Source organism: Maridesulfovibrio ferrireducens, assembly GCF_900101105.1.
Taxonomy (GTDB): Bacteria; Desulfobacterota; Desulfovibrionia; order Desulfovibrionales; family Desulfovibrionaceae; genus Maridesulfovibrio; species Maridesulfovibrio ferrireducens.
Genome location: NZ_FNGA01000002.1, coordinates 711355 through 734691, shown reverse-complemented (window position 1 = coordinate 734691; position 23337 = coordinate 711355). Strand labels below are relative to the sequence as shown.

General features: G+C 42.0%; 18 protein-coding genes. 7 read left to right on the top strand and 11 right to left on the bottom strand.

The genetic code is table 11. The annotated features are described in order from the left end of the window. Positions 1-53: 53 nt before the first annotated feature. Positions 54-1736, bottom strand: coding sequence for an energy-dependent translational throttle protein EttA (gene ettA / locus BLT41_RS08135; protein ID WP_092159993.1), 1683 nt, complete (start codon positions 1734-1736; stop codon positions 54-56). Between the two features lie 339 nt (positions 1737-2075). Between ettA and BLT41_RS08130 the strand changes: the two genes are divergently transcribed. The 6 genes from BLT41_RS08130 (at position 2076) to BLT41_RS08105 (ending at position 9207) form a co-directional block, all read left to right on the top strand. Further along, positions 2076-4394 (top strand): methyl-accepting chemotaxis protein, encoded by a 2319-nt coding sequence (locus BLT41_RS08130; RefSeq protein WP_092159992.1) that lies wholly within the window; start codon positions 2076-2078, stop codon positions 4392-4394. 135 nt (positions 4395-4529) lie between these two features. Next, a complete protein-coding gene (locus BLT41_RS08125; protein WP_092159991.1) occupies positions 4530-4865 on the top strand; it encodes a TraR/DksA family transcriptional regulator in 336 nt (111 codons plus the stop codon). A gap of 42 nt (positions 4866-4907) precedes the next feature. Beyond that, a complete protein-coding gene (locus BLT41_RS08120) occupies positions 4908-6893 on the top strand; it encodes a monovalent cation:proton antiporter family protein (RefSeq protein WP_092159990.1) in 1986 nt (661 codons plus the stop codon). A 36-nt stretch (positions 6894-6929) separates the two neighbouring features. Next, complete coding sequence (locus tag BLT41_RS08115) at positions 6930-7718, top strand: hypothetical protein (RefSeq protein ID WP_092159988.1); 789 nt, start codon at positions 6930-6932, stop codon at positions 7716-7718. A gap of 59 nt (positions 7719-7777) precedes the next feature. Continuing rightward, a complete protein-coding gene (gene zupT, locus BLT41_RS08110) occupies positions 7778-8596 on the top strand; it encodes a zinc transporter ZupT (protein WP_092159980.1) in 819 nt (272 codons plus the stop codon). 50 nt (positions 8597-8646) lie between these two features. After that, a complete protein-coding gene (locus BLT41_RS08105; RefSeq protein ID WP_092159978.1) occupies positions 8647-9207 on the top strand; it encodes a flavin reductase family protein in 561 nt (186 codons plus the stop codon). A gap of 107 nt (positions 9208-9314) precedes the next feature. Here BLT41_RS08105 and BLT41_RS08100 read toward each other — a convergent pair whose 3' ends face one another. Together BLT41_RS08100 and BLT41_RS08095 are read right to left on the bottom strand one after the other, a co-directional pair. Next, positions 9315-11039 carry a bacteriohemerythrin gene (locus BLT41_RS08100; protein ID WP_092159977.1) on the bottom strand — a complete coding sequence of 575 codons (1725 nt, stop codon included), beginning with the start codon at positions 11037-11039 and terminating at the stop codon, positions 9315-9317. A gap of 169 nt (positions 11040-11208) precedes the next feature. Further along, the gene (locus BLT41_RS08095; RefSeq protein ID WP_092159975.1) at positions 11209-12141 is read right to left on the bottom strand and encodes a LysR family transcriptional regulator; all 933 of its coding nucleotides are present in this window, start codon (positions 12139-12141) and stop codon (positions 11209-11211) included. Positions 12142-12244: 103 nt separating this feature from the next. Between BLT41_RS08095 and BLT41_RS08090 the strand changes: the two genes are divergently transcribed. Then, positions 12245-12682, top strand: a complete 438-nt coding sequence (locus BLT41_RS08090) for a hypothetical protein (protein ID WP_092159973.1) — start codon at positions 12245-12247, stop codon at positions 12680-12682. A gap of 40 nt (positions 12683-12722) precedes the next feature. On the opposite strand, the gene BLT41_RS08085 is transcribed toward BLT41_RS08090, so the two are convergent. The 8 genes from BLT41_RS08085 to BLT41_RS08050 all read right to left on the bottom strand — a co-directional run bounded on the left by BLT41_RS08085 (position 12723) and on the right by BLT41_RS08050 (position 23320). After that, complete coding sequence (locus BLT41_RS08085) at positions 12723-13484, bottom strand: substrate-binding periplasmic protein (RefSeq protein ID WP_170830337.1); 762 nt, start codon at positions 13482-13484, stop codon at positions 12723-12725. Between the two features lie 73 nt (positions 13485-13557). Continuing rightward, the gene (locus BLT41_RS08080; RefSeq protein WP_092159969.1) at positions 13558-14325 is read right to left on the bottom strand and encodes a substrate-binding periplasmic protein; all 768 of its coding nucleotides are present in this window, start codon (positions 14323-14325) and stop codon (positions 13558-13560) included. Between the two features lie 116 nt (positions 14326-14441). Continuing rightward, positions 14442-15203, bottom strand: a complete 762-nt coding sequence (locus BLT41_RS08075) for a substrate-binding periplasmic protein (RefSeq protein ID WP_092159967.1) — start codon at positions 15201-15203, stop codon at positions 14442-14444. A 55-nt stretch (positions 15204-15258) separates the two neighbouring features. Further along, on the bottom strand, positions 15259-16170 hold the full coding sequence (locus tag BLT41_RS08070) for a bifunctional enoyl-CoA hydratase/phosphate acetyltransferase (RefSeq protein ID WP_092159965.1): 912 nt from the start codon (positions 16168-16170) through the stop codon (positions 15259-15261). 34 nt (positions 16171-16204) lie between these two features. Next, positions 16205-16684 (bottom strand): acetolactate synthase small subunit, encoded by a 480-nt coding sequence (ilvN, locus tag BLT41_RS08065; RefSeq protein WP_092159963.1) that lies wholly within the window; start codon positions 16682-16684, stop codon positions 16205-16207. Between the two features lie 202 nt (positions 16685-16886). Then, the gene (locus BLT41_RS08060) at positions 16887-20009 is read right to left on the bottom strand and encodes an EAL domain-containing protein (protein WP_092159961.1); all 3123 of its coding nucleotides are present in this window, start codon (positions 20007-20009) and stop codon (positions 16887-16889) included. Positions 20010-20079: 70 nt separating this feature from the next. Then, entirely contained in the window at positions 20080-22389 is a 2310-nt protein-coding gene (locus BLT41_RS08055; RefSeq protein WP_244512226.1) for a transglutaminase domain-containing protein, read from the bottom strand. Between the two features lie 94 nt (positions 22390-22483). Next, the gene (locus tag BLT41_RS08050) at positions 22484-23320 is read right to left on the bottom strand and encodes a nitroreductase family protein (protein ID WP_170830336.1); all 837 of its coding nucleotides are present in this window, start codon (positions 23318-23320) and stop codon (positions 22484-22486) included. Positions 23321-23337: the final 17 nt, after the last annotated feature.

The window sequence follows — 23337 nt, the reverse complement described above, 5'->3', positions numbered from 1 at the left end:
CTCATAAAATTATATTTATGAGGGCCGTTTCAATTTAAGCTGAGAGCAAATACTTAACGGGTAAGTTTGCGGTACTTGATGCGATGAGGCTGGTCAGCGTCTTTACCAAGTCTTTTCTTTTTGTCTTCTTCATATTCAGAGTATGAGCCTTCGAACCAAAATGTCGAAGAATCTCCTTCAAAAGCAAGAATATGTGTAGCGATGCGGTCGAGGAACCAGCGGTCATGGCTGATTACCAGTACGCAGCCGCTGAAGTTGGACAGACCTTCTTCAAGGGAGCGCATTGTGTTAACATCAAGGTCGTTGGTAGGTTCATCAAGGAGGAGTACGTTTCCGCCTTCCTGCAGCATGAGTGCAAGATGAACGCGGCTTCTTTCTCCACCGGAGAGAACAGAACATTTTTTCTGCTGTTCAGAACCGGTCAGATTGAATTTTCCAACATATGCGCGCGCATTAATTTCCCGGTCACCAAGTTTAATGAATTCATTACCGCCGGAAATAACTTCATAAACTGTTTTGTCTGGATCAAGAGCATCACGGTGCTGGTCCACATGAGTAACCATGACAGTTTCCCCGACAGACATTTCGCCTGCGTCAGGTTTTTCCTGTCCGGTGATCATTTTGAAAAGTGTTGTTTTACCGGCTCCGTTAGGGCCGATAATACCAACTATTGCACCCGCAGGAATGATAAAGTTCACGTCATCGACAAGTAGTTTATCTCCGGCCTGTTTGCGGATTCCTTTTGCTTCGATAACTTTCTTACCAAGACGTGGTCCCGGTGGAATGTAAAGCTCAAGATCTTTTGCCCGTTCATTGGAATCTTGATTTGCGAGTTCTTCGTATGCCTTAACTCGAGCTTTGCTTTTTGCATGTCGTCCTTTGGGAGACATGCGTATCCATTCAAGTTCGCTGGCAAGAGCTTTTATTCTTTTATCGTCAGTTTTTGCTTCGTTGGAGAGTCGTTTTTCTTTCTGTTCAAGCCATGAAGAGTAGTTGCCTTTCCATGGAATACCACGGCCTCTGTCCAGTTCCAGAATCCATCCTGCGACGTTGTCGAGGAAGTAACGGTCATGGGTTACGGCAATGATTGTTCCTGCATAATTTTGCAGATGTCTTTCAAGCCATGCGACTGATTCAGCGTCAAGATGGTTGGTCGGTTCGTCAAGAAGAAGAATATCAGGTTCCTGAAGAAGTAGACGGCAGAGAGCTACACGGCGTTTTTCACCACCGGAAATAACTGACACAGGCGTGTCACCCGGAGGGCATCGCAGTGCGTCCATTGCCATTTCGAGTCTGGAATCAATATCCCAAGCTCCGCACGCATCCATTTTTTCCTGAACATTAGCCTGCTTGTCCAGCAGGGCATCCATTTCGTCAGGTTCCATTGGTTCAGCAAATTTAGCGTTGATCTCGTTAAACTCGTTAACAAGTGCTGTGATGCTTGCGACACCTTCTTCAACGACTTCACGGACTGTACGGGTTTCATCAATCAGAGGTTCCTGCTCAAGGAAACCTATTGTGTAACCTGCTGAAACATGGGTTTCGCCTTCAAAGCTTTCGTCAACTCCAGCCAATATTTTTAGGAGTGAACTTTTACCGGAACCGTTCAGTCCCAGCACGCCGATTTTGGCGCCATAGAAATATGAAAGAGAGATATCTTTAAGGATCGGCTTCTTGTCAAAATATTTGCTGACCCTGACCATCGAATAAATGATCTTATCAGGTTCGGTACTCATTTTTAATTACCTCTTTAAATAAACGTTTCGAAGACTCTTCTTTTGTCAGAAAAACAGCTAGTAAGCAATGAAGGATTAAGATGGATGCCCGGATAAATAATTCGGCATATGCAGTAAATGAGAGTGAAATCTATTTTAATTAAGTGAAAACTCAGAAATTAATAGAAGTTTAATCTTTTTATGTTATAGTTCTCTCTATTGTTCTTTTTATAAGGCATCATGCTAATTTTATGCTATATAATTATTGTGTTGAGTTTTGTTTATATGTTATTGTTTAATAACTTTAGACTCGGTGGCGGAAGAATTGCTGTAACAAGAATATAACAAAGAGAGCGTCTTATGAAAGTTAAGAGCATTAATACGGTAATGACTATTATCGTGTTTGCCCTCGTCGCAACAACTTTTTCAGTTTGTGTGTGGTGGGTGACAAGCAGTACTTATGATGCAGTCTTTAAAGAGCAAAGACATTCAATGCTCAGCATGGTTGATGAGTCTATAAGTGCTCTTGAACTTTACATGGGGCAGACTTCTGATGTTGTTAAGATGATAGGAAATGACCCTAATTCCGTAGAAGCTCTTTCCGGGGGAAGTTCTAGGAGTTCTGATAACCTTTTAAAGTCTCTTATGGGAGCGTCTAAAGATTATTGGGCTGCGTTTCTTTTTGATGCGAACGGAAAGGTTGTCACCGGGTATAACGCCAAAGGCGAAAGCATGGCCGGGGCAGATAGGTCATCCCGTGGTTATGTGAAAACGATTTTATCCGGGAGAGATTTTTTTATTGCAGATGAAATTTTACAATCGAAGAGTGGCGGCGGAATTCTCATTTTTGCAATAGCCCACTCAGTTCGCGATGCCAGCGGTAAGGTTATAGGCGGAGTTGGCGTTTTCCCTAAATGGGATAGATTTACTTCTGCGTTTGTGGACCCGTTCCGAATTGGTAAAGACGGGTATAGCTTTATGATTGACAACAAGGGAAGAATTATTGCCCATGCTGTGGATAAAAATTTATATCTGAAAGATCTTTCGAAGTTTGATTTTATCAAGAGTATCCTGAAAACAAAGAACGGCGGGGAAGCTTACGACTGGGAAGGGCGAATGAAGTACATGGAGTACAAAACTTTTCCTCTTACCAACTGGACGGTTGTTGTAAGCGCATACGAGTCTGACTTGACTTCCGCAGCTATACATCAGCGTAATGTTCTACTCGTTGCCGGGGTGATCGTTGTTATACTCCTCAGCGGAATAATGGTTGCGCTTTTGAGATTTCTTATTGTTAAACCGGTTTCAAATATTCTCGATTTTTCCGGTGAAGTTGCCGGAGGTAATCTTAGAGCTGAACTCAAGGGTTCTTATAAGTACGAATTTGAGATTTTGGCTGAAAAAATCAGTCTTATGGTCGACGAGTTGAAGGAAAAACTTGGATTTTCCGAAGGAGTGCTTAACGGCTTGGTTCTTCCGTGTGGAATTGTCGGTCCTGACGCTAAAATGCTTTGGACGAATAAAGACTTATGTGATTTGATTGAGAGTAAGTATAGTCCAGAAGACGTTGTAGGACTTTCTACTGGAGAGTTTTTCTTTCGCGAAGAAACAAAGGTGACGCTGTCTGATGTTGCACTTAAAGAGCGCATAAAGAAAGAAGAGGAGATTGAGTATCGTACTGCTGCTGGAAACATAAAAAATGTTCAAATAACAGCAACGCCTTTCTATGATATGGATAAAAATCTTCTTGGCTCTGTAACTATCTGGATTGATATGACAAGTATCAGGCAGCAGGCCAAAGAAATTGAGACTCAGAATGAAAGAATTACTCATGCTGCAATAGAAGCAGAGGCGATTTCTCAGAATCTCTCCAGTGCAGCTGAAGAGTTGTCGGCTCAGATAGAACAGTCGAGTCGAGGTGCTGAGGATCAGCGGGACAGAGTCGCCGAGACCTCCACTGCGATGGAAGAAATGAACGTAACCGTTCTTGAAGTTGCGCGTAACGCAGGTACTGCTGCTGAAGACGCAGACAGTGCTAAGGCGAAAGCTCAGAACGGTGAAAATATTGTGAGCAACGTTATTGAAGCTGTTGAAGGTGTTAAGGGGCAGGCTGATGCTCTTAAAGTTTCAATGGAACAGCTCGGAGTGGAAGCTTCGGAAATTGGTAACGTATTGAAGGTCATTAATGATATAGCTGATCAGACCAACCTGCTGGCTCTTAACGCTGCGATTGAGGCCGCCAGAGCTGGTGATGCCGGTCGCGGATTCGCGGTCGTTGCGGATGAAGTCCGTAAACTTGCCGAGAATACCATGGCGGCGACCAGTGAGGTCGGCGGAGCTATTACTAAGATTCAGAATATGACTAAAGAGAACATTAAGGCGACTGAAAATGCAGCCGATTCTGCTCATCGCAGCAGTGAGCTGGCTAATGAATCAGGTAAGACTCTCGCTGAAATTGTTCATCTGGTAGAGAACGCTGCTGATCAGGTCAGAGGCATCGCGACTGCAGCCGAACAACAGTCTGCAACTAGTGATGAAATTAACAGGGCCACAGAAGATATCAGCAGAATCTCCATGGAGACTTCGCAGGTTCTGGATGAAGCCGCTAAAGCTATTCAGGAAGTTGCATCCATGGCATCAAAGCTTAATTCTGTGATTGAAGATATTCAGTCCAGTTAATAAATTATTTAAGTTTAAATTGTTTTTGTGATGAGAAAACCCTCCTGTTAATGCGGGAGGGTTTTCTTTATCTTAAGCAATCCTTGCAACTGTATCGCAGGGCGTATAAATTGATGGGTAATCGGAGAGGTTTTAATGAACGATGATCAAAAAGATGAATTGATGAAAAAGATTAAGAATGAAATTGAGAATCTTACCCGTATGGTTGAGGAACTTAAGGAGACCGTTGCTCCTGTGGCACCTGATGCAGCCATCGGAAGGCTTTCAAGGCTTGATACAATGCTCAATCAGGGGATTAACAAGTCCTCTATTTCGCAATCTCTTGATAGAATTATGAAACTTGAAAATGCTCTTACCCGTTTGGATGATGACCCTTTTTTCGGGGAGTGTCAGGAGTGCGGAGCTAAAATTCCCTTTGCAAGATTGATTGCTCTTCCTGAAAGTAGATTTTGTGTTAATTGTGCAGAGTAATTTGTCTCCAATTCATCGCGTGAACATAATTAGGAGTTCTTTTTGGGAATAGCATCTGATCTTGTAATACTTATTCTCGCCGGATTGCTTGGCGGATTTGCTGCTCGCTTATTGCGTCAACCTTTATTGCTTGGTTACATCGTTGCAGGTGTTATTGTCGGGCCGTATACAGGCGGCGTAACTGTAACAGATGTTCATGATATTGAAATGCTTGCTGAAATAGGAGTGGCATTGCTCCTTTTCACTCTTGGTATTGAGTTTTCTATCAAAGAACTCAGGCCTGTTAAAGCTGTTGCCTTGATAGGAACACCACTCCAGATAATTTTGACAATGACATTCGGGTGGGGAGTCGGTTCTCTTATGGGCTGGGATTCACATCTTTCTTTATGGTTCGGTGCTTTTATTTCCTTGTCCAGTACAATGGTCGTGTTGAAGACTCTTGAAAGTAGGGGATTGGTGGGAACTCTTTCCAGTCGGGTGATGATTGGAATGCTAGTTGTTCAGGATCTGGTTGTGGTGCCTATGCTCATTATTATGCCGCAATTGGGATCACCATCTTTCGGGTTGGAACAGGTTGGTTTTGCCGCACTGAAAACAGTATTGTTTCTTGCCTCCATGTTTTTGCTGGGAACACGGATTATTCCTGCTTTGATGAAAATGATAGCAAGCTGGAATTCCCGTGAAACATTTATGCTGACTTGCAGTGCTATCGGCCTCGGAGTCGGCTATACAACACACATGCTGGGGCTCTCCTTTGCTTTCGGGGCATTTGTTGCGGGTATGGTGCTCAGTGAATCAAAGTATGCTTATCAGGCGTTAAGTGACATCCTGCCACTGCGGGATGTTTTCAGTCTGGTCTTTTTTGCCTCCGTAGGGATGCTGATAGATCCGATGTATATATGGCATAATTTAGACACTGTTCTTTTGCTGACTTTTTGTATCCTTGTGGGTAAGGGGCTTATTTTCGGCGGAATATCGAGCCTTTTTAAATATAGAAATGTCATTCCGCTGGCTCTTGGTTTCGGTATGTTTCAGGTTGGTGAGCTGTCCTTTTTATTGTTGCAGCAGGGTGCAGATTCCGGCTCTTTTCCGAAAGAATACTTCCCTTTGTTCATGGGGACCGGAATTCTTACAATGATGCTGACTCCGATTCTTTCTTCATTTACATCACCGATATATTTATTTTTCAGAAAGCGTAATGGTAGTAACGATCTTCAGACAGTAAATATTCCGAAAGAAGGTTTGGATCATCATGTAGTTGTTCTCGGCGGAGGAAGATACGGGGCCTACGTTGCGGAAGTTTTAGAGCGAATAGATATTCCATATGTAATTGTTGAACTTAATGCGAATAAGGTGGAAGCGGCTGTTGAGATAGGTCAGAATATTATTTATGGCGACGCTGCGCAGGAAATTGTACTGAAGGCAGCCGAAGTATCGCGTGCGCGTATGGTACTTATAACAATCCCTTCGATTGCCGGTGCCGGTATGGTTTTTGAAAGGTTGCGACAGCTCGCTCCCGGTACACGTGTTGTAGCTCTTTCGAGAAATTCTGAACAGGTACAGGTTCTAAATGATTTAGGCGTGCATAATATTATTATGCCTGAATTTGAAACCAGTCTTGAAATGATTCGTCAGATATTGCGCCATTTCAGCTTGCCTGCAACAGAAGTTCAAAATGTAATGGATTCCATGCGCAGAGACAGATATACAACAGATGTTCAGCGGCAGAATCCAAAGCATGAGTTGCTCTCAAATTTAAGGGCCGCATCTGAATCCCTTGAACTTTGTTGGATTCAAGCCGAAGAGGGGGCAAGTATAATAGGACTTTCTCTTGCCGGAAGCAGAATAAGGACTGTTACCGGCGTTTCGGTTGCAGGAATTCTCAGAGGTGGAAAATTCAGTATTAATCCTGAAGGTGAGTTTGAGTTTAAGTCTGGAGATTTTGTCGGAGTTTTGGGTTCGAAGGATAATATAGATAGATTTAGGAAGCTTGCAGCGGTTCAAAAAAATAAGAGTGTTTCTGAGTAAACACAACTGTTGCGGTTTTATTACAAGGAAGAACTAATGGATTATTTAAGAAAAGTGTTTTTGACTGCTCTGTTCGGGTTTAGTGTTTTAGTCTTTTTGGGATGCGCTGTAATAAATATACCCACGCCGGCTGGAATGTCCGACGGTCCCGTTGCCGGTGCACCTGCTGATAAGGTGTTGTCGTTTTTTGTCGGAGTTCCTTATCGTGCAGACGGAGCTATCAACAGATCCGGTGAGTTTACTCTTTTTGCCGATCAGAATGCTCGTTTTGATTCGCCGGGGCTTAATTGCAGTGGTTTTACAGTCGCTTCGTCCCGCTACTTTTTTGAACGTGATTACGTTTTAAATGATGTGAAGATTGACCGTTTGGCAGATAGCGGACCTGATGCTGAAATCGGCGAAGATTGGGATTTCGGTTATGATGTGATTTTGAATCTGACCGAAGGAATGAACCGTAAAGTCATGCTTCCTTTCGGCAAATCTGCGGATATCGCCAGCAGTGACGGGATGAGTCTGCGCGGGTTTGAATTACATGATTTCAAAGCGTGGGCGGATGTCATTTCTAAAATGACACCGGGGAATGTTTATCTGTTTTCCATGAGTAAACCTGTGAGTTTTAAAAATTACAAACTGCTGCATTATCATGTAGGGGTTATTGTTCCTGATAAGGACGGTCATGTTTGGCTGTGCCATGCAACCTCCAAAGGGGGAATCAATAAAGTGGATATAGCATCCATTGAGGGTCTTAAGCCTGTTGTTGATGCAAATCCGGACAGTAGTTTAGGTAAGCGTATGATTCTTATAGTTGAAGCTCCTTTGAAATAGAGGGTGTACATGTTTCGCAAATCTTTGTGCCTGCAATTTATTAAGAGGGGCTGAAGTTTATGTTTTCGGAAAATGTTGCTTTTGCATTAGGATTGACGCTGTTTGCGGGGCTTTCAACGGGTATAGGTTCTGCTTTGGCCTTTTTTGCCAAAAAAACAAATACCCGTTTTTTGTCCATTTCCTTGGGCTTTTCAGCAGGAGTAATGATCTACGTTTCTTTTATGGAGATCATGGTTAAAGCAAAAACAGCTTTAGAGGCTGATCTGGGGACTGTTGCAGGAACATGGGCGGCTGTTGCGGCCTTTTTCGGAGGGATATTTTTTATTGCCTTAATCGATAAACTTGTTCCCAGTTATGAAAATCCTCATGAAATGCACCGCATTGAGGAAATGAACGAAGAAGATCTTTTTGCCGGGAAAAGTAAGACTAAACTTTTAAGAATGGGAATGATGTCGGCTATTGCTATCGGCATTCATAACTTTCCAGAAGGACTCGCTACATTTACTGCCGCGCTTAAAGATCCTCATCTGGGCGTTGCCATCGCGGTGGCGATTGCAATCCATAATATTCCTGAAGGTATTGCTGTTTCCGTTCCCATCTATTATGCAACTGGTAGCAAGAAAAAAGCTTTTTTCTATTCTTTCTTGTCCGGTCTTGCCGAGCCTGTCGGGGCACTTGTAGGATATCTTTTGTTCATGCCTTTTATGTCTGACACTGTTTTCGGAGTGATTTTCGCCGGAGTTGCAGGGATTATGGTTTATATTTCTTTTGATGAGTTATTGCCTGCGGCTGAAGAATATGGCGAACACCATCTTTCAATTTATGGATTGATCTCCGGCATGGCGGTTATGGCTGTCTCGTTACTTCTTTTTCTGTAGCAGGGAAAATATAAATTTGAGTTGCATTAAAGTGGATAAAAGGAGTTGTAATGGAAAAAATTAATATCGGCGTTCAAGGTTTTACTTTGCCTATGCCTCAGACTATTCTGGGGTGTCGTCAGGATGGACGAAACAATTTTATGGCACTGGCTTGGACTTCAAGGGTTAATTACAACCCTTCGCTAATGATGATTTCAGTGGGAAAAAAACATTTTTCTAATTCCGCCATTAAAGCAACCGGGGAATTCAGTGTAAACATTCCTTCCATTGAGATGCTCGAGATTACGGATTTTGTCGGGCTGGTGTCGGGCAGTAAACTTGATAAGTCTGATTTGTTTGAAGTTCATAAAGGTGAACTTGAAAACGCGCCTGTGATAGCTAATTGTCCTGTGGGCATGGAATGTAAGGTCTTTGATTCTATCGAGCTACCCAACGACACTCTTTTTGTGGGCGAAGTTATTGCTACTTGGTGTAACGATGATGTTCTTACCGAAGGAATTCCTGATATTAAAAAGGTGAATCCTTTCACTCTTACTATGCCGGATAATAGGTATTGGTCAGTGGGTGAATGTGTTGGCAAGGCTTGGCATGACGGAAAGAAATTAAAGTAATTAGTTTGTCAGCTTATTTTTAAGCAGGATTTAGTTCATAAAATTAAGCCCCTGAAACATATGTTTCAGGGGCTTTTGTTTTTTATAAATGAGGCTTTGTCGGCAGTCTAGTGGATACCATGATCGTTCATAAATTCAGAGTATTTATGGTCAACAATCATGATGTGTTTAACCAGCCAGTCTTTTAGGAATCTTATAACTTCGTTAGATACAGTTGCTTTTCCTGATGCCAGACTATTTCCGAATTCTTCAATTTTGTTTTCAAAGGATCGGTGAAGCTTTTTATGAGATGCGCTGTCAGGGTATCTGTACTTATCAAAAATCTTTTCTTCGTATCCGAAGTGATATTTTGTGTACTCAAGCAGTTTATCGACAATATCTGTGACTTTAGAGCCTGTCTTGCGTTGGCGCATGGCCTGATAGAGATCGTTAATCATGTTGATCAAAACCATGTGATGTTCGTCAATGGTTCTTACGTTTACGGACAAGTCGTCCGACCATTCAACTATTTTACCGGAACTGGTGTCTACCACACGTCCGGACGAAATCCCTTGAACGATTGAGTCAAGCTCTTCAACTATACTTGCAATTTCAGTAAGGGCATGGGCTGAATTTGACATTCCTTCTGATGTTTCCTGAGAAACTCTGGCTACATCACTGATAGCCATATTAATTTCTTCGGAGGCGGCAGATTGCTCTTCGCTGGCCGTTGCGATTGATTCAACCTGAGTGTTGGTGTCGTCAACTATTCCGACAATTTCTTTCATAAGGTTGCCGGATTCTGCTGCGGATTCCGTTGAGTGAACAATTTCTTCGGCGGCAGCATCGACAGCGCTGATGTTCTCGCGAGCATTGGCCTGTATCTTGGAGACAGCCTCGCCGACACCTTTGGTTGCATCCATAGTCTTTTCAGCCAGTTTGCGGACTTCGTCAGCAACAACTGCAAAGCCTCTGCCGGCATCACCTGCACGGGCGGCTTCGATTGCCGCATTGAGAGCCAGAAGATTTGTCTGGTCCGCAATATCGGTAATTATTTTCATGATCTGACCGATGCTGTCAGCCTGTTCGCCAAGAGCGCTCATTGTAACTTTCAGGTTAAGGATGGTTCCTTTAATTTGTTCGAAGGACTTGATCGCAGTGGTAACACCGTCAGCGCCTCTTTGTGCATTTTCTTTAGATTGACTTGAACTTTGTGCTGCCATGGAAGCGTTTTGTGCAACTTCCAGTACCGTACAGTTCATTTCTTCCATCGCGGTTGCTGTTTCAGTAACTCTGTCGCGCTGAATTATCATTCCGGTGCTGACTTGATTTACCTGCGCACTCAGTTCTTCAATTCCAGCAAACAATTTACCCGAGATACCCTGTGCATTGGAAGCTGATTTGATAATAGAATCCATGGCCGATTTTACATCTTTCAGTTCACTTTGCGATTCTTTCAAATCTTGTTCAAGTTTAGCTGCCCGGGTTTCAAGTTCTGTTTTTGCTTTATTACTTTCTTCGGTTTTTACCGTGAGGGCTTTGATTGCATCCTGTACATCATTACCTACTTCTAAAATCTCATCAGCAAGATCCTTTGGAAGAGATGTTTTCGGTTTGCCTTTTTTAATGTCTTTTGCATATTTGCTAAGCAGATTCAGTTGACCGAAAACGCTGGAATTGAGTGTGATTAGCGCAACGATAGATCCTATTATGGCTATGATAAGAAATGACATTTGCCAAACAAACATAGCCCCGCCTTTGGAGGCAGCCGGAGACAGTGTAGAAGCAAAGAGCGCCGCCGACATGATAAAAATTAAAATAATCGATAGGGTCAGTCGGGTTTTAGCCGTCATAAAAACTCCTTATGGTGAACAAAATAACTTTTATATTTGTATTTTCTTTTTAAGTATAAAAAAGGATTAAAGCAAGATGACATCAATAGATTATAACATGATTTATTGTCATGTTGATATTAAAATGAAAATTATAACAACTGTTTGCGTGTTTAATTTAGGTGCTTTGTCAGTCGGAGGTTAATTCTGGCAGTGATTTAGCCACATCATTTATTATTGATCGCATCCATCTGTGTGCAGGGTCATTGTCATTGACTGCATGCCAGTGTTGAAATATCTCAAAAACGGTATTTTCCAAAGGGAGCCGGATAATTCTGACAGGCATAATTTGAGAGTAAATTTGTGCCAGTCTTTCAGCTAGAGTTCCGACAAGGTTTGAAGAACTCACAAGGGAAGGGATTACAACTTCCTGTTGTACGACTACTTTAATTTTTCTTTGAACTCCTTTGCGATAAAGAAAATCTTCGAGAAAACCTAAGCCTGATTCGGAAAGGGAAAGGGAGACAAATTCTGCTTTTGACATTTCATCCTCAGTCATCACGTCTCCGGTGATGGGATGATCTTTCCGTAAAATGCAAATTTCTCTGTCTTCAAAAAGCTTTTCTTTAAATACTCCGGCTCCATAGTCTCGTGAACAGCCGAGGAAGATGTCCAACTTGCCACTTTGCAGCATAGCGGTGCGCTGTTCGTATGTAGCCTGAACTATTCTGAGCGTTACACCCGGAGCTTGTATTTGAATTTTAGAAATTATTTCTGGCAGTAAAAGATTGCAAAGATAGTCACTTAATCCCAGACAGAATGTGCGTCTGGAAGTTGCGGGGGAAAATTCACCTCTGTCTTCAAGAGAGTGAAGTATTTTTTTTAAGGAGGGGGATAGGTTTTGATGAAGTTCTTCACATAATGGAGTCGGGTCCATTCTATTTCCGCGCCGGATAAAAATGCGATCTTCAAAATGATCACGAAGTTTTGAAAGGGCATGGCTTATTGCCGACTGAGTCATGAACAGTTTTTTACCGGCGAGGGTGAGACTACGTTCTGTAAAAACGGTGTCGAGTATTACCAGAAGGTTAAGGTCCAGATTGGATAGATTAGTTTTGCTCATACGGGCAATGAATACCTTTCAGTGGTCATATTAAATTAAGCAGAGTACCAGTTGGTTCTTGAAGTTGCAGAAGTCTTAATACGTTATTTGAAAGGAAATTGGAATGATAGCTCTTTACGGTTCAATCGCGATTGTTGTCGCCTCTACAATTATATACCATCTTGCACAGAAAAGTATTGCAGGAGGTGGTTGTTTGTTTGCTTCTTTGGCTTCTGCGTACGGCGTGGCGATGTTGTTCAGTCTGGCTGGAATGTATTTTCAAGCGGGCCGTATAGATATTGCTGAAATTTTAAGCACGCGGAATTGGCAGGTTTTACTTCTTGGTTTGGCTCTTTTCGGAATCGAGATCGGGGTGCTGTTTACCTACAGGGCCGGTGCAAGTGTCGGCACGCTTCCGATCATGGTGAACGGAGGGGTTACGCTTTGTCTCATACCTCTTGGAATACTCTTTTATCGCGAGCATGTTTCACTCAGTTCGTTGCTCGGCGTCATACTGATTGCATCCGGAATGTGGGTGCTTTGTTCTTCGGCCCATGCTTAGTTGTTTCAAAGTTCGCAACAAGGGCGTTTTTATTTCTAGGTTATTGATTTGTAGAGTGTGGTTCAGTATTTAATCCTGCTTTTATAAACGATTCTTTGACCTCTTTTGTATTCTTTATTTTTTGAAGAGCCCGGCTGAATTTTTTTGCCAACCGTCCATTACCTGGTTTTTGTGAAAAAGCTAAGTACATAGCCGCATGACGGACGGGATTCGGACTGTAGGAGAATTGATCAGTAAGATTCATTTTTTCCAGAGTGTATAGAGCTACAACCTTATAAGCTATAACAAGATCTAATCTTTTAATCTTAAGTTTAAGAAAGTTAAGTTTAAGAAGACTCACTTCCTCTTTAGTAAATAAATTACTTTGGTCGAATTCCTCTCCATATGTATATCCTTTAATTATTCCTATTTTTTTACCTTTTAATGACGAGATTCCATTATATTTGAAGTCCTCTCCTTTTCGGTGAAATATTACAACTTCAAGTTCTGATAGAGGTTCATCGGGGAAAATCAATACTCTGTTTCGATGTTTATTTTTAGCAGTTCCCGGAATCCCATCTGACTTTTGGGTTTCAGCCATACGCAAAGCTCGTTTCCATGGCATTAGGCTGAGTTTGTACGTGATTTTTATTTCCTTGAATGTGCGATCTAATAATTCGCAGTAAATACCTTTATTTTTTCCGTCCTCCTGATAATAAAGAGGTGGAAAATTTTCTGTGGCAAGAAAAATTTGTCTTTTGGCAATAGAAGGTATCGGTATGAATAAAATTCCAATCGTTACGGCAATGAGAAATATTTTCATGAGGGCCTTCATTTTAAAGATAAAAGTAAACTTGTACGTTTTGTCTAGGGTGAGGACTTGCGAACTCTGTTCGTTAATTTATAATCTTTGAGGGCTTTGGAGCTGTGCGCAATCCGGGTTTTTGCATAATTTTTTGGAATGCGTCTGTCGTTTTTATCTTTCGAAGCGCCCGGCTGAATTTTTTTGCTAAACGTCCATGACCAGGTTTTTGGGAAAAGGCTAAATATAACGCCGAGCTATGTACCGGAGTTGGACTGTAAGTGATTTGGTCAGTAAGATTCAATTTTTGCAGTGTATGCAGGCCGACTTCTTTATAAGCTATAACAAGGTCTATCCTTTTTGCTTTAAGCTTGAGAAAGTTAAGCTTTAAAGAACTAACTTCTTCTTTGATAAACAAGTTGCTCTGGTCGAATTCTTCTCCATACGAATATCCATTAATTGTACCGATTTTCTTACCTGCTAATGAAGAAGTTCCATTGAATTGAAATCCTTCATTCTTGCGGTAAAATAATACGACATCAATAACTGATAAAGGTTCTTCCGGAAAAATCAGCAGTCGTTTCCGTTTTTCGGTTTTTGCCGTTCCCGGGATTCCATCTGTTTTTTGAGTTTCAGCCATGCGTAACGCTCTTTCCCACGGCATAAAGGAGAGGGTATATGGGATTTTCATTTCTTTAAAGGTGAGATCTAATAATTCGCAGTAACTACCTTTGTTTTCCCCGTTTTCCTGATAGTAGAGAGGGGGGAAGGAGTCAGTAACAAGGGATAGTTGTTTTTTGGCAATCGAAGGTGCCGGTATGAATAAAATTGTTAACATGATGGCAATGATCAATGCTTTCATGCGGCCCTACCTTTTCGTTGAGGAAATAATACTTTCTAATTATCAATATTATTGTAACTGCATAACAAGTCAAGGGAGGTATCTATTTTGTTCAAATGAAAAACTGTTGATTTAATTTAGTTACATGGAGAGATTGTATCAGGTGGTAAATCGGCTCTTTTCATAGCTTCTATACAGGCGGGCGATTTTTTTATTTTTCGAAGTATTCGGCTGAATTCAATTGCTAATGCTTTATTACCGGGTTTCAGGCCGAAAGCTAGGTACAAAGATGATTGGTGAACAGGAGTATGGCTGAAAGAAATTTTGTCGGAAAGGTTCATTTTGTTTAGAGTATGGATTCCCACAGCTTTGAAACCAGCAACTAAATCAATTCTTCCTGCCAAAAGTTTACGAAAGTTTAAATTCAGAGAACTGACTTCTTCCCGACTGAATATATTGCTTTTCGTAAAAGCGTCCCCATAAGAGTATCCCTTTACAATTCCTATTCTTTTACCTTTTAGAGAGTCAAGATCCTTATATTGGAAGTTTTCCCCTTTGCGGTGAAATATTACAATTTGTGTTTTTGAAATAGGCTCTTCTGCATAAATCAGCCACTTTTTCCGCTCCTCAGTTTTAAGGATTCCCATAATGCCGTTTGAAATATTATTTTTTGCCATAAAAAGAGCCCGCTTCCATGGCACAAAAGATAGTTTTATGGCGATATTCATTTGTTCGAAAGTCAGGGCTACTAAATCACAGTATAATCCGTGAGGTTTTCCGTCTTTTTCATAGTAGTAAGGTGGAAACGAGTCTGTTGCCAGAAGAAGCTCCTGCCCTGCATAAGCAGGCGCAGAGATGAATAAAATTGCCAGGAAAAGTGCGGTGATAAGTTTATTCATACTCCGAATCTTACGAGGTAAAGAAATTTGTTGAGAAGGTTTCTCTTATTTGTGTTTAGTAGTCCGCTAAATAACAAGCCAAAGCTATTGATATAAATTTGGACCTGTCTGAATCTCCACGGGAAGGAACCACTATCGGAACATCACTTCCTATGACAACGCTTGCCATAGCTTTTCCGGCTATCGTTGTTAACGCTTTGTATAGGATATTCCCGCTTTCAATGTCTGGAGTACAAAGTATATCGGCATAGCCGGCAACGGGATTTGTTATCCCTTTGCATGCTGCTGCCGCTGGAGAAATGGCAAGATCAAGAGCTAAAGGTCCTGCAACAAGTGCATCACCGAAGGCTCCGTCGGCAGACATTTTTGAAAGGATGTCGGCATCAAGAGTCGCAGGCATTGCCGGATAGTTAACTTTTTCTGTTGCAGCCAGCATCGCAACTTTAGGTTTTTCGATTCCCAGTTTACGAGCTACTTGCAGAGCGTTGCGGACAATATCCGCTTTTCTTTGCAGGTTCGGCTTAATATTAACTCCGGCATCGGTCATTAAAATCAGTCTGTCGCCCTCACGAGCTTCAAACACGGTAACATGGCTGATTATACCTTTTGGCGGTACTCCGGTCTCTTTGTTTAGTATTGCTTTCAATATGACACTAGTGCTGACAAGGCCTTTCATAATGAGCGCAGCTTTGCCATCTTTGAAAAGTTGAACAGCTTTTGCTACAGCGGCGGTGTCATCGTTTTCTTCATAAAAATCGAAACTATCAATGTTCAGGCTATGTTTTTTTGCTACAATATCAGTTTTTTCTCGGTCGCCGATGAAAATTGGTTCAGCAATTCCCTCTTCATAGGCGGCGAGGGCGGATCGTATTACAAATTCTTCAGCGCAAGGAGCTATTGCCACTTTAGGCTTCACACCGTGTTGGCGTACTTTTTCTATGATTTCGTCAAGTGTAGTAATCGTCATGGGCGTACCTGTATGAATTTATTCATATGACTAGTTACTCATCGCCTCTTTTCAGAGCAATCATACCTGTGCGGCACATGCTTTTGATGCCGATAGGCTGGAGCATTTTAATAAGACCTTCGACTCTTTCCTGATCTCCGCTCAACTCAGCTGTAATGGTTTTTTGTCCCATGCCTATTACGTCCGCTCTGAAAACTTCAAATATTTGCATAATTTGTGACATGGAGTCTTTGTTGACTGCTACTTTTATTAAAACAAGTTCGCGGTCTACAAAATCTCTGCGAGCCAGATCATCTAATTTTATTACGAAATCCATTGCCTGTAGATCTTTTGTCACATTGGCAAGATCCTCATCATTTCCTTCAGCACATATTACCATTCTCGAGACATCCATATTTTCAGTCTCACCGCAGGATATTGAGGTTATATTTATGCCGTTTTTTTGAAATGCAGCTGAAGACTCGGCCAGAACTCCGGCTCTGTTTATCACCAGTGCTGATATGGTATGTTTCATTTGGTGCTCCTTATAAAATGAGAGGCTTGAAATTAGTTTTATGGGCTGAGTATATACTCATTTTTATTTGCTAACAAGCTCGTTACAGCTTGCTTAAGTATAAATAAATGCGGGAGAGGTTTATATACGAATGCTTAAATAAATGCGTGATGAGTCTTAGAACGGGGGGATATGTAGGAATGAAAGAGGCTGTATTTGAGAACTAAATAGAAGTCAGGCCGGGAGGACAAAATCCCTCTGATCTCATTTTGACAAGCTGTACAGCAACCTCAGCCGGTTGAGGTTTGTCGAAGTAAAAGCCTTGTACACAGTCGCAGCCTATTTCTTTAAGCAATATCAACTGCTGTCTGGTTTCAACTCCTTCTGCAATAACATCCATGCTGAGGCTGTGTCCCAGAGCGTTCACTGCGCGGACAATTTCAAGAGATTCGTGGTCTTCGGCCATGCGGCTGATGAAAGATCTGTCAATTTTTACAGTTGAGGCCGGAAATCTCTGCAACTGCGATAGTGAAGAATAGCCGGTGCCGAAGTCGTCAACGGCAAGTTTAATGCCCATCTCACCGATTCTTTTGAGGTTAAAAGTCGAGGCGGCGTTTCTTTCCATAATTGCCGATTCGGTAATTTCAAGTTTCAGCATGTCTGATGGGAAATTTGTTTCATTCAGTACGTCAAGAATTGCGTCAGCCAGATCCGGTTTTGAAAGCTGGCAGGGGGATAAATTGACAGTGAGAAACATGTCTCTTACTGACGGATAAGTAGATACCCACTTGGAGAATTCCCGACAGGCTTTCAGCAGCATAAGTCTGTCCAGCTTTACAATCAGTCCGGTTTCTTCTGCTATGGGAATTATATGTTCTGGAGTTATAAAGCCTCTTTCAGGGTGATTCCAACGTACCAGAGCTTCGAAACCTGCCAGCCTTTTGGTTTGCAGGCAATAAATAGGCTGAAAGTAAGGAATAAACTCGTCTTCGGGGAGTCCTTGTCTGATTTCGGTTTCAATTAGCAGATTTTGCATTGCTTTTTCGTGCATTGCTTTGTTGAAAACTTTAAATTTATTTACACCCAGTTCTTTGGCTTTATACATGCTGATGTCAGCATCGCGCAGAATATGTTCCGGGTGTTCATATTCTGCAGTCTTAAACACAATCCCGATACTTGAGCTTATAACAACTTCTTTGTTGGCCACAGTTATCGGCTTGTGTATTTTGCTTCGGATGTTTCGGATGATCTGTATTACTTGTTGCGGAGTCCTGAAATATTCTATCAGGATTGCATATTCATCGCCGCCCATGCGGGCAATTGTGTCGATGGGGCGCAGGCAGTTTTTAATTCGATCACCGACTTTGATTAAAAGAGAATCACCGGCCTGATGTCCCAGACTGTCGTTTATGCGCTTGAACATGTCGAGATCAAGCATCATGACTGCAAAATTGTGATCCGGCTGTCTTTGTGATCGGTGAAGAGCCTGTTCGAGTCGCTCGAGAAATAGAGTGCGGTTAGGGAGACCTGTCAGAGAGTCATGTAGTGATTGGTGTGAAAGTCTGCGTTCAAATTCTTTGCGGTTTGAAATGTCGTCGTAAATAATGAATGTTCCGGATATCTCATCATTGTAAACAAAAGGATAACCAAGGATAGAAACCGGAACTAATCTGCCGTTTTTATGTTTTCGCAGATCCTCAGATCGAAAAGTCATGCCCGCTAGAATCTTTTTTAGATTCTCTTTGATTTTACCTTCACCACTGGGGCAGAGATTTTCACAGCAAGGTTCCATTTGCTCGCTTGTATAACCGAAAAGTTCGGTAAATGCCTTATTCGTGGCTATTACCTTACCCTCTGAATCCGTCAGGGCAATAGCCTGAGGTGAACTTTCAAAGAGTTGCATGAATCGTGCTTTATGTTTGAAAACGTTTCTTTCAGCTACTATTCCGGGCGTAGAATCAAAGGCTGTACCCGTGTAGAAATTGGGTTTTCCCTTATCATCATACATTACACGGGCATTGAAGGTGATCCATTTTTCAAGTTTTTCTTTAGTCTTAAGGCGAATATGCCTTCCGATGGCGGATCCCTTGTTATGCAGGTCTTTCAGCAGGTTAAGCCAGTCTTGTTTGTTATAGAAATATTCTGACGCATGGGGGTGCTGTTTAATCATTTCGTCAACAGAAGTGTACCCCATAATCTGTGCCATTGCGGGGTTGGCCATGATCAATTTTCCGCAGGCTGATATTTGAAAAATAGCAACGGTGGCATTTTCAAAAACTGAGCGGAATTTCTTTTCACTTTCAAGGAGGGCTGTCTCAGTTTGTTTGCGCTGAATGGCTGATGCAATCTGGTCGGAGATTGCGACCATCAGATCAATGTCTTGTACGTTGTAATTGCTGTCGGAATTATATGATTGAATTGTCATGACGCCGATGACTTTGCCGTCATGTATGAGCGGAACTCCGAGCCACGATTTAGCTGAGGGACCGATAGTGAGTAATCCTTCAGCTTCATATCGGGCAAAATCTTTTTCACGAAGTAAAAGCGGCTGTTTATTTTGAATGACTTTAGCACTCAGACAGTTGATGTTTGTGATATCTATTTTTTCTTGTGGTTCTATAAAGTCTTTTTCGTCAGAATAGTATGGAAATGAAAGGGCTTCGTTGTCTTCATCATAAAGCGCAACATAAAAATTTTCGGCTTCAATAAACGGTTTAAGGCTTTCATGTATAAATTGAAACAAGCTGTGATTGTCAGATGTAGATTTTACTGCCGAGGATATTTTGTAAAGAATCAGGTTAATGTTTTCGGTTTGTTTGCGGGCAGAAATATCTCGTAATGTTTCGATTGCACCGATTGTTTCGCCTGAATTGTCAGTGATGGGGGCGACCTGAACCCATAGATGCGTATTTTTTCTATGTCCGAGGTTTTGAATTCTGATTTCCGCGGCTAAAGAATTTCCTTGGCGCCGAATGGATTGATAGTCAATCGGGCCGATTTTTTCACAGCCTAACACTACATCAATTAATCCCGGTGATCTGGTGCCATGGATAATATTTATGTATTCAAAATTGTCTTTGCCTATGATGTTTACGGCCGGAATTCCGGTCATTTTTTCAATAGCTGGATTCCAGGCGACAACAACTCCTTCTTTGTCGATAATAAAAGAAGGGTCGGGGAGAAAATTAAGTATTTTGATAAAAGATGAGTCGGGACTAATCAGGGATGCATCAAGGCCGGAATATGTTTTTTCGATGAGCGCTAGAAAAGAGTCCATTTCTTCGGTTGAACCGATTGTAGAGGTTCCGAGAGTTTCTTCCATTTGTTTTAGTAGTAGCTTATGCATTTAAAGCTATGAGTACTGCATAAGTTACTGTGGTGCAAGGTGTGTACTTATTTAATTATAAATAATCTAGTTATTCTGTTGTGGTATGGATATTACCAATTCGTGCTTTTAGGGGAGTGACTGAAATAATGGGTTCTCCGTATTGATTGCGCTTCCCGCTTATAAGGTAATAGTCGCCGCTCGGAACACTCATTTCCCATATGTTTTTATCATTACATGTGCCTAATACTGTTTTTTCTACAATTTGAAAGAATGCAGCATCATTCAGCGTTGAAATCGTAAAGTCTTTGAAATACTGCGGAGGCTTACTGGATTCTGGAAAATCTTTCAGGCCGAATTTAAAGGTTAGCCAGTTTGAATAGTAAGCGGTGCTTTTTGCTGTCGCATTTTGATTGCCTGTCAGGTCAGCATGTCTCGGATAAAAAGGAATCCATTTCTGCCCATTGTACAGTTCAACCCAGCCCTGTTCATCAAGATATTTAGCAGGGATACCGGCTGATCTAAAAGCTGCAACCGCAAAAATGCCTCTTTCCTCGTCAGTTGTAGCTCTTTGTGAACTAAGTACTCCGGCAGGTGTCAGTGAACTTCCGAGAGGGCCGCGTGGGACTGCTTTTATGTTTTGAGTGAATTTGTTCAAAGATTTTATTTTATCTGCGATCTTTTCACCTTTTGTCAGCTTGAATTTTGGGTATAAGATGCTGCGCCAAGGTTGCAGCTGCTCATACATGACTCTTGGATTCAGCACATATTGCGTGAAAATTTTATCGTCATAATCAAGTCCGCTTTTTTGTGCATCATTTCTGGCTTCAAGAGCTAAACCAGTATTAGACAGCAGATCCTTAGAATTTATTTTTATAAGGTCAGCAGTATCCATCCGGCGAACAGTCTCAGCCATAAACGGTCTGCTGTTTTCAGTACAACTATTTAGGGCTTCCAGTATGTCCGGCGTATTCAGTCCAGCTTTACCAATGGATGCGGACAGAACCGGGTCGAATATTTCAGCTCCTTTTACCATTCCTTCAAATTTTGTGAGCCTGTCCTTTTTCAAAGCATCAAATTCCAATTTCTTAGTACCTTCGGAATTTTTTACAGGAGCAGTTTGCGCAAGTTCATCTTTATAGTTGAAGCGGAAAAGAATTGTTCCTTCCGGTGTGTTGTCCGGAGTCAGCTTTATCTGAATGTTTTTACGTGAAGTTTCTTCGCCGGGAATCCATGTTGAAGCAGCGAAAGCGGTTGCGTTGTCATGTTTGGCAGAGACTAGGACTGAGCCGGGGCCTAAAATGATGCTTATTTTACCTTCTGCATCGGTCTGTTTAGCGGTAACAGGTCGGAATGATGCATAGTTGAAAACGGAGAAATAAACAGTGACTTCGCTAATCGGGTTGTTATTCTTATCGGTTACAATCACTTCCGCACGGCTGGCAGGGGCGTACATGGAAGTAGTATTCAATAGAGTACATCCTATTCTGCGGGCGAGCACTGGAAATTTAGGATGTAGTACGTCGCCATATGCATAGGATATTACAAGCGGAGCCTTGCGGGCCGAGCCTGTAAACCACGCATGGTCCAGTCCGTAATCAGGATTGGCTGATTCCAGATAATGCCACTTTCCGTTAATTAGCACTTCGGTCCATGTGTGATTGTCGTTTGAGTGCTGCCATGCCGGAACCATTGCCTGACGTGCAGGAATGCCGACACTTCTCAGTGCACAGATCGTAAAAATAACAGCCTCTTCACATCTCCCGTAGCCGCGGTTTATAGTCATCAGAGGGTTTTGATCCCAGCGCTGAGTTGACTTGAATCCCGTTTTGGAAAAGCACCAGAGGTTTACCGCAAGAACTGCTTCTTCAATTGTTTCGCACTTCGAGACAATAGGGAGAAGTTCTTGATAGAAAAGTTTACGCCATTTAACAGCTTCTTCCTGACTGACCCGGTGCGGCAGGACATAGTTTTGAAAGTCTGCCCATGAAACATTATTTCCCCACGATGTGGATTCTCTGGCAAGGAACGCGTATTCCAGATTTTCTATGAGTAAATCACCTGAAAGAGTTGCACTGTCGCAGGGCGGAAGATTGGCTGTGATAAATTCAGCTGACTGTTGTTTTTCAGGATTATTATCAAAGGTGTTTAAAAATATTTCAATTTGTGCGCGATTCTCGCCTGCGGTATCAAGAACTGTTTCAATTTTTTGTGTGTACGGAGAATATAGTGTTTTGCTTTGGCGTAGTGATGTACAGCCTTGGGTAAAAAGAATTACGCAAAGGCAGATAGAAAGAACGGCAGGTAATGTTGATTTGTTGCGATTTGACATAGCGCAGGCGTAGCATAGAGGCGGGCAGCCTGTCATTGCGTAAACTTCTGCGGGTAAGTTTTGCTGCATAATAAAAGTTAAAAACAATATAAGGGCTTACAACTGCAAAGTTGCAAACCCTTATATTTATAGTGTTTTCATTGTAGGTGCTAAAATAATAATCTTAAATTTTATTAAGTTTGGGAAAGTTCACACGATCAGAGGTGATTTGCACTGTGCGATGATAGGTTACAGTCGGTTCTCCAAAAAGCATCATATATCCGACTTCATGATCTGCAGGGATACCCAGTTCTGTTAACAGATCGGGGGCAAATTCATTTAATGACATTATGGCCAGACCGCACCATGTTGTTCCAAGTCCCATACTTGCGGCTTGCAGTTCAAAGTAGCTGAGGGCGATGACACAGTCTGCTAGGGGAGTGCCTATACCGCGCGGGGCCGAAGCTATAACTATATGAGGTGCGTGACGGTAGATATGATCTGCTCCGTTCTGCCAGCCGTTAATGTAGTCGACCAGCCATTTTTGTTTTTCAGAAAGAGAGGCATTGCTGTCAATTTTTTCCTGAATAGCTGAATAGGTCCGCTGACGTAGTATGCTCATGGTATCTATATCATTTACTACTGTCAGTAAGACTTTCTGTCTGTTCATGCCTGTAGGTGCGTAGGCAATAATTTTAAGCAGTTTGTCCAGAGTTTCCGCGTCAACATTTTCCTGACGGTATTGTCGCGTGGATCTACGGCTTTTTATAAGGTTTTCCATTTGCTTCGATGACGGAACATCTGCAGGAAGTTGGAGGCTGTTTTGAGGGTCAAGTCCCATGATACTGAGTGCTCCGGTGGGGCAGACTGCAAGACAATGCTGACACTGAATACAGTTGTTTATCCCGTCTGAAATCATGGTGGGTATACCATCTGAAAGTTCCAGAATTTGATGAATGCAGTCTGCAGCGCAATCTCCACATCCTATACACAGTTCTTCATTAATTTTCATTTGAACCATTTTTTCCCCCTTCATAT

Excerpts from the sequence above, each read along its gene's own strand:
- BLT41_RS08105 (WP_092159978.1), top strand. The coding sequence starts at position 8,647 with ATGGAAAAAATTAATATCGGCGTTCAAGGTTTTACTTTGCCTATGCCT.
- ettA (WP_092159993.1), bottom strand. The coding sequence starts at position 1,736 with ATGAGTACCGAACCTGATAAGATCATTTATTCGATGGTCAGGGTCAGC.
- BLT41_RS08130 (WP_092159992.1), top strand. The coding sequence starts at position 2,076 with ATGAAAGTTAAGAGCATTAATACGGTAATGACTATTATCGTGTTTGCC.
- BLT41_RS08075 (WP_092159967.1), bottom strand. The coding sequence starts at position 15,203 with ATGAATAAACTTATCACCGCACTTTTCCTGGCAATTTTATTCATCTCT.
- BLT41_RS08060 (WP_092159961.1), bottom strand. The coding sequence starts at position 20,009 with ATGCATAAGCTACTACTAAAACAAATGGAAGAAACTCTCGGAACCTCT.
- BLT41_RS08070 (WP_092159965.1), bottom strand. The coding sequence starts at position 16,170 with ATGACGATTACTACACTTGACGAAATCATAGAAAAAGTACGCCAACAC.
- zupT (WP_092159980.1), top strand. The coding sequence starts at position 7,778 with ATGTTTTCGGAAAATGTTGCTTTTGCATTAGGATTGACGCTGTTTGCG.
- BLT41_RS08125 (WP_092159991.1), top strand. The coding sequence starts at position 4,530 with ATGAACGATGATCAAAAAGATGAATTGATGAAAAAGATTAAGAATGAA.
- BLT41_RS08085 (WP_170830337.1), bottom strand. The coding sequence starts at position 13,484 with ATGAAAATATTTCTCATTGCCGTAACGATTGGAATTTTATTCATACCG.
- BLT41_RS08115 (WP_092159988.1), top strand. The coding sequence starts at position 6,930 with ATGGATTATTTAAGAAAAGTGTTTTTGACTGCTCTGTTCGGGTTTAGT.
- ilvN (WP_092159963.1), bottom strand. The coding sequence starts at position 16,684 with ATGAAACATACCATATCAGCACTGGTGATAAACAGAGCCGGAGTTCTG.
- BLT41_RS08055 (WP_244512226.1), bottom strand. The coding sequence starts at position 22,389 with ATGCAGCAAAACTTACCCGCAGAAGTTTACGCAATGACAGGCTGCCCG.
- BLT41_RS08095 (WP_092159975.1), bottom strand. The coding sequence starts at position 12,141 with ATGAGCAAAACTAATCTATCCAATCTGGACCTTAACCTTCTGGTAATA.
- BLT41_RS08080 (WP_092159969.1), bottom strand. The coding sequence starts at position 14,325 with ATGAAAGCATTGATCATTGCCATCATGTTAACAATTTTATTCATACCG.
- BLT41_RS08050 (WP_170830336.1), bottom strand. The coding sequence starts at position 23,320 with ATGGTTCAAATGAAAATTAATGAAGAACTGTGTATAGGATGTGGAGAT.
- BLT41_RS08090 (WP_092159973.1), top strand. The coding sequence starts at position 12,245 with ATGATAGCTCTTTACGGTTCAATCGCGATTGTTGTCGCCTCTACAATT.
- BLT41_RS08100 (WP_092159977.1), bottom strand. The coding sequence starts at position 11,039 with ATGACGGCTAAAACCCGACTGACCCTATCGATTATTTTAATTTTTATC.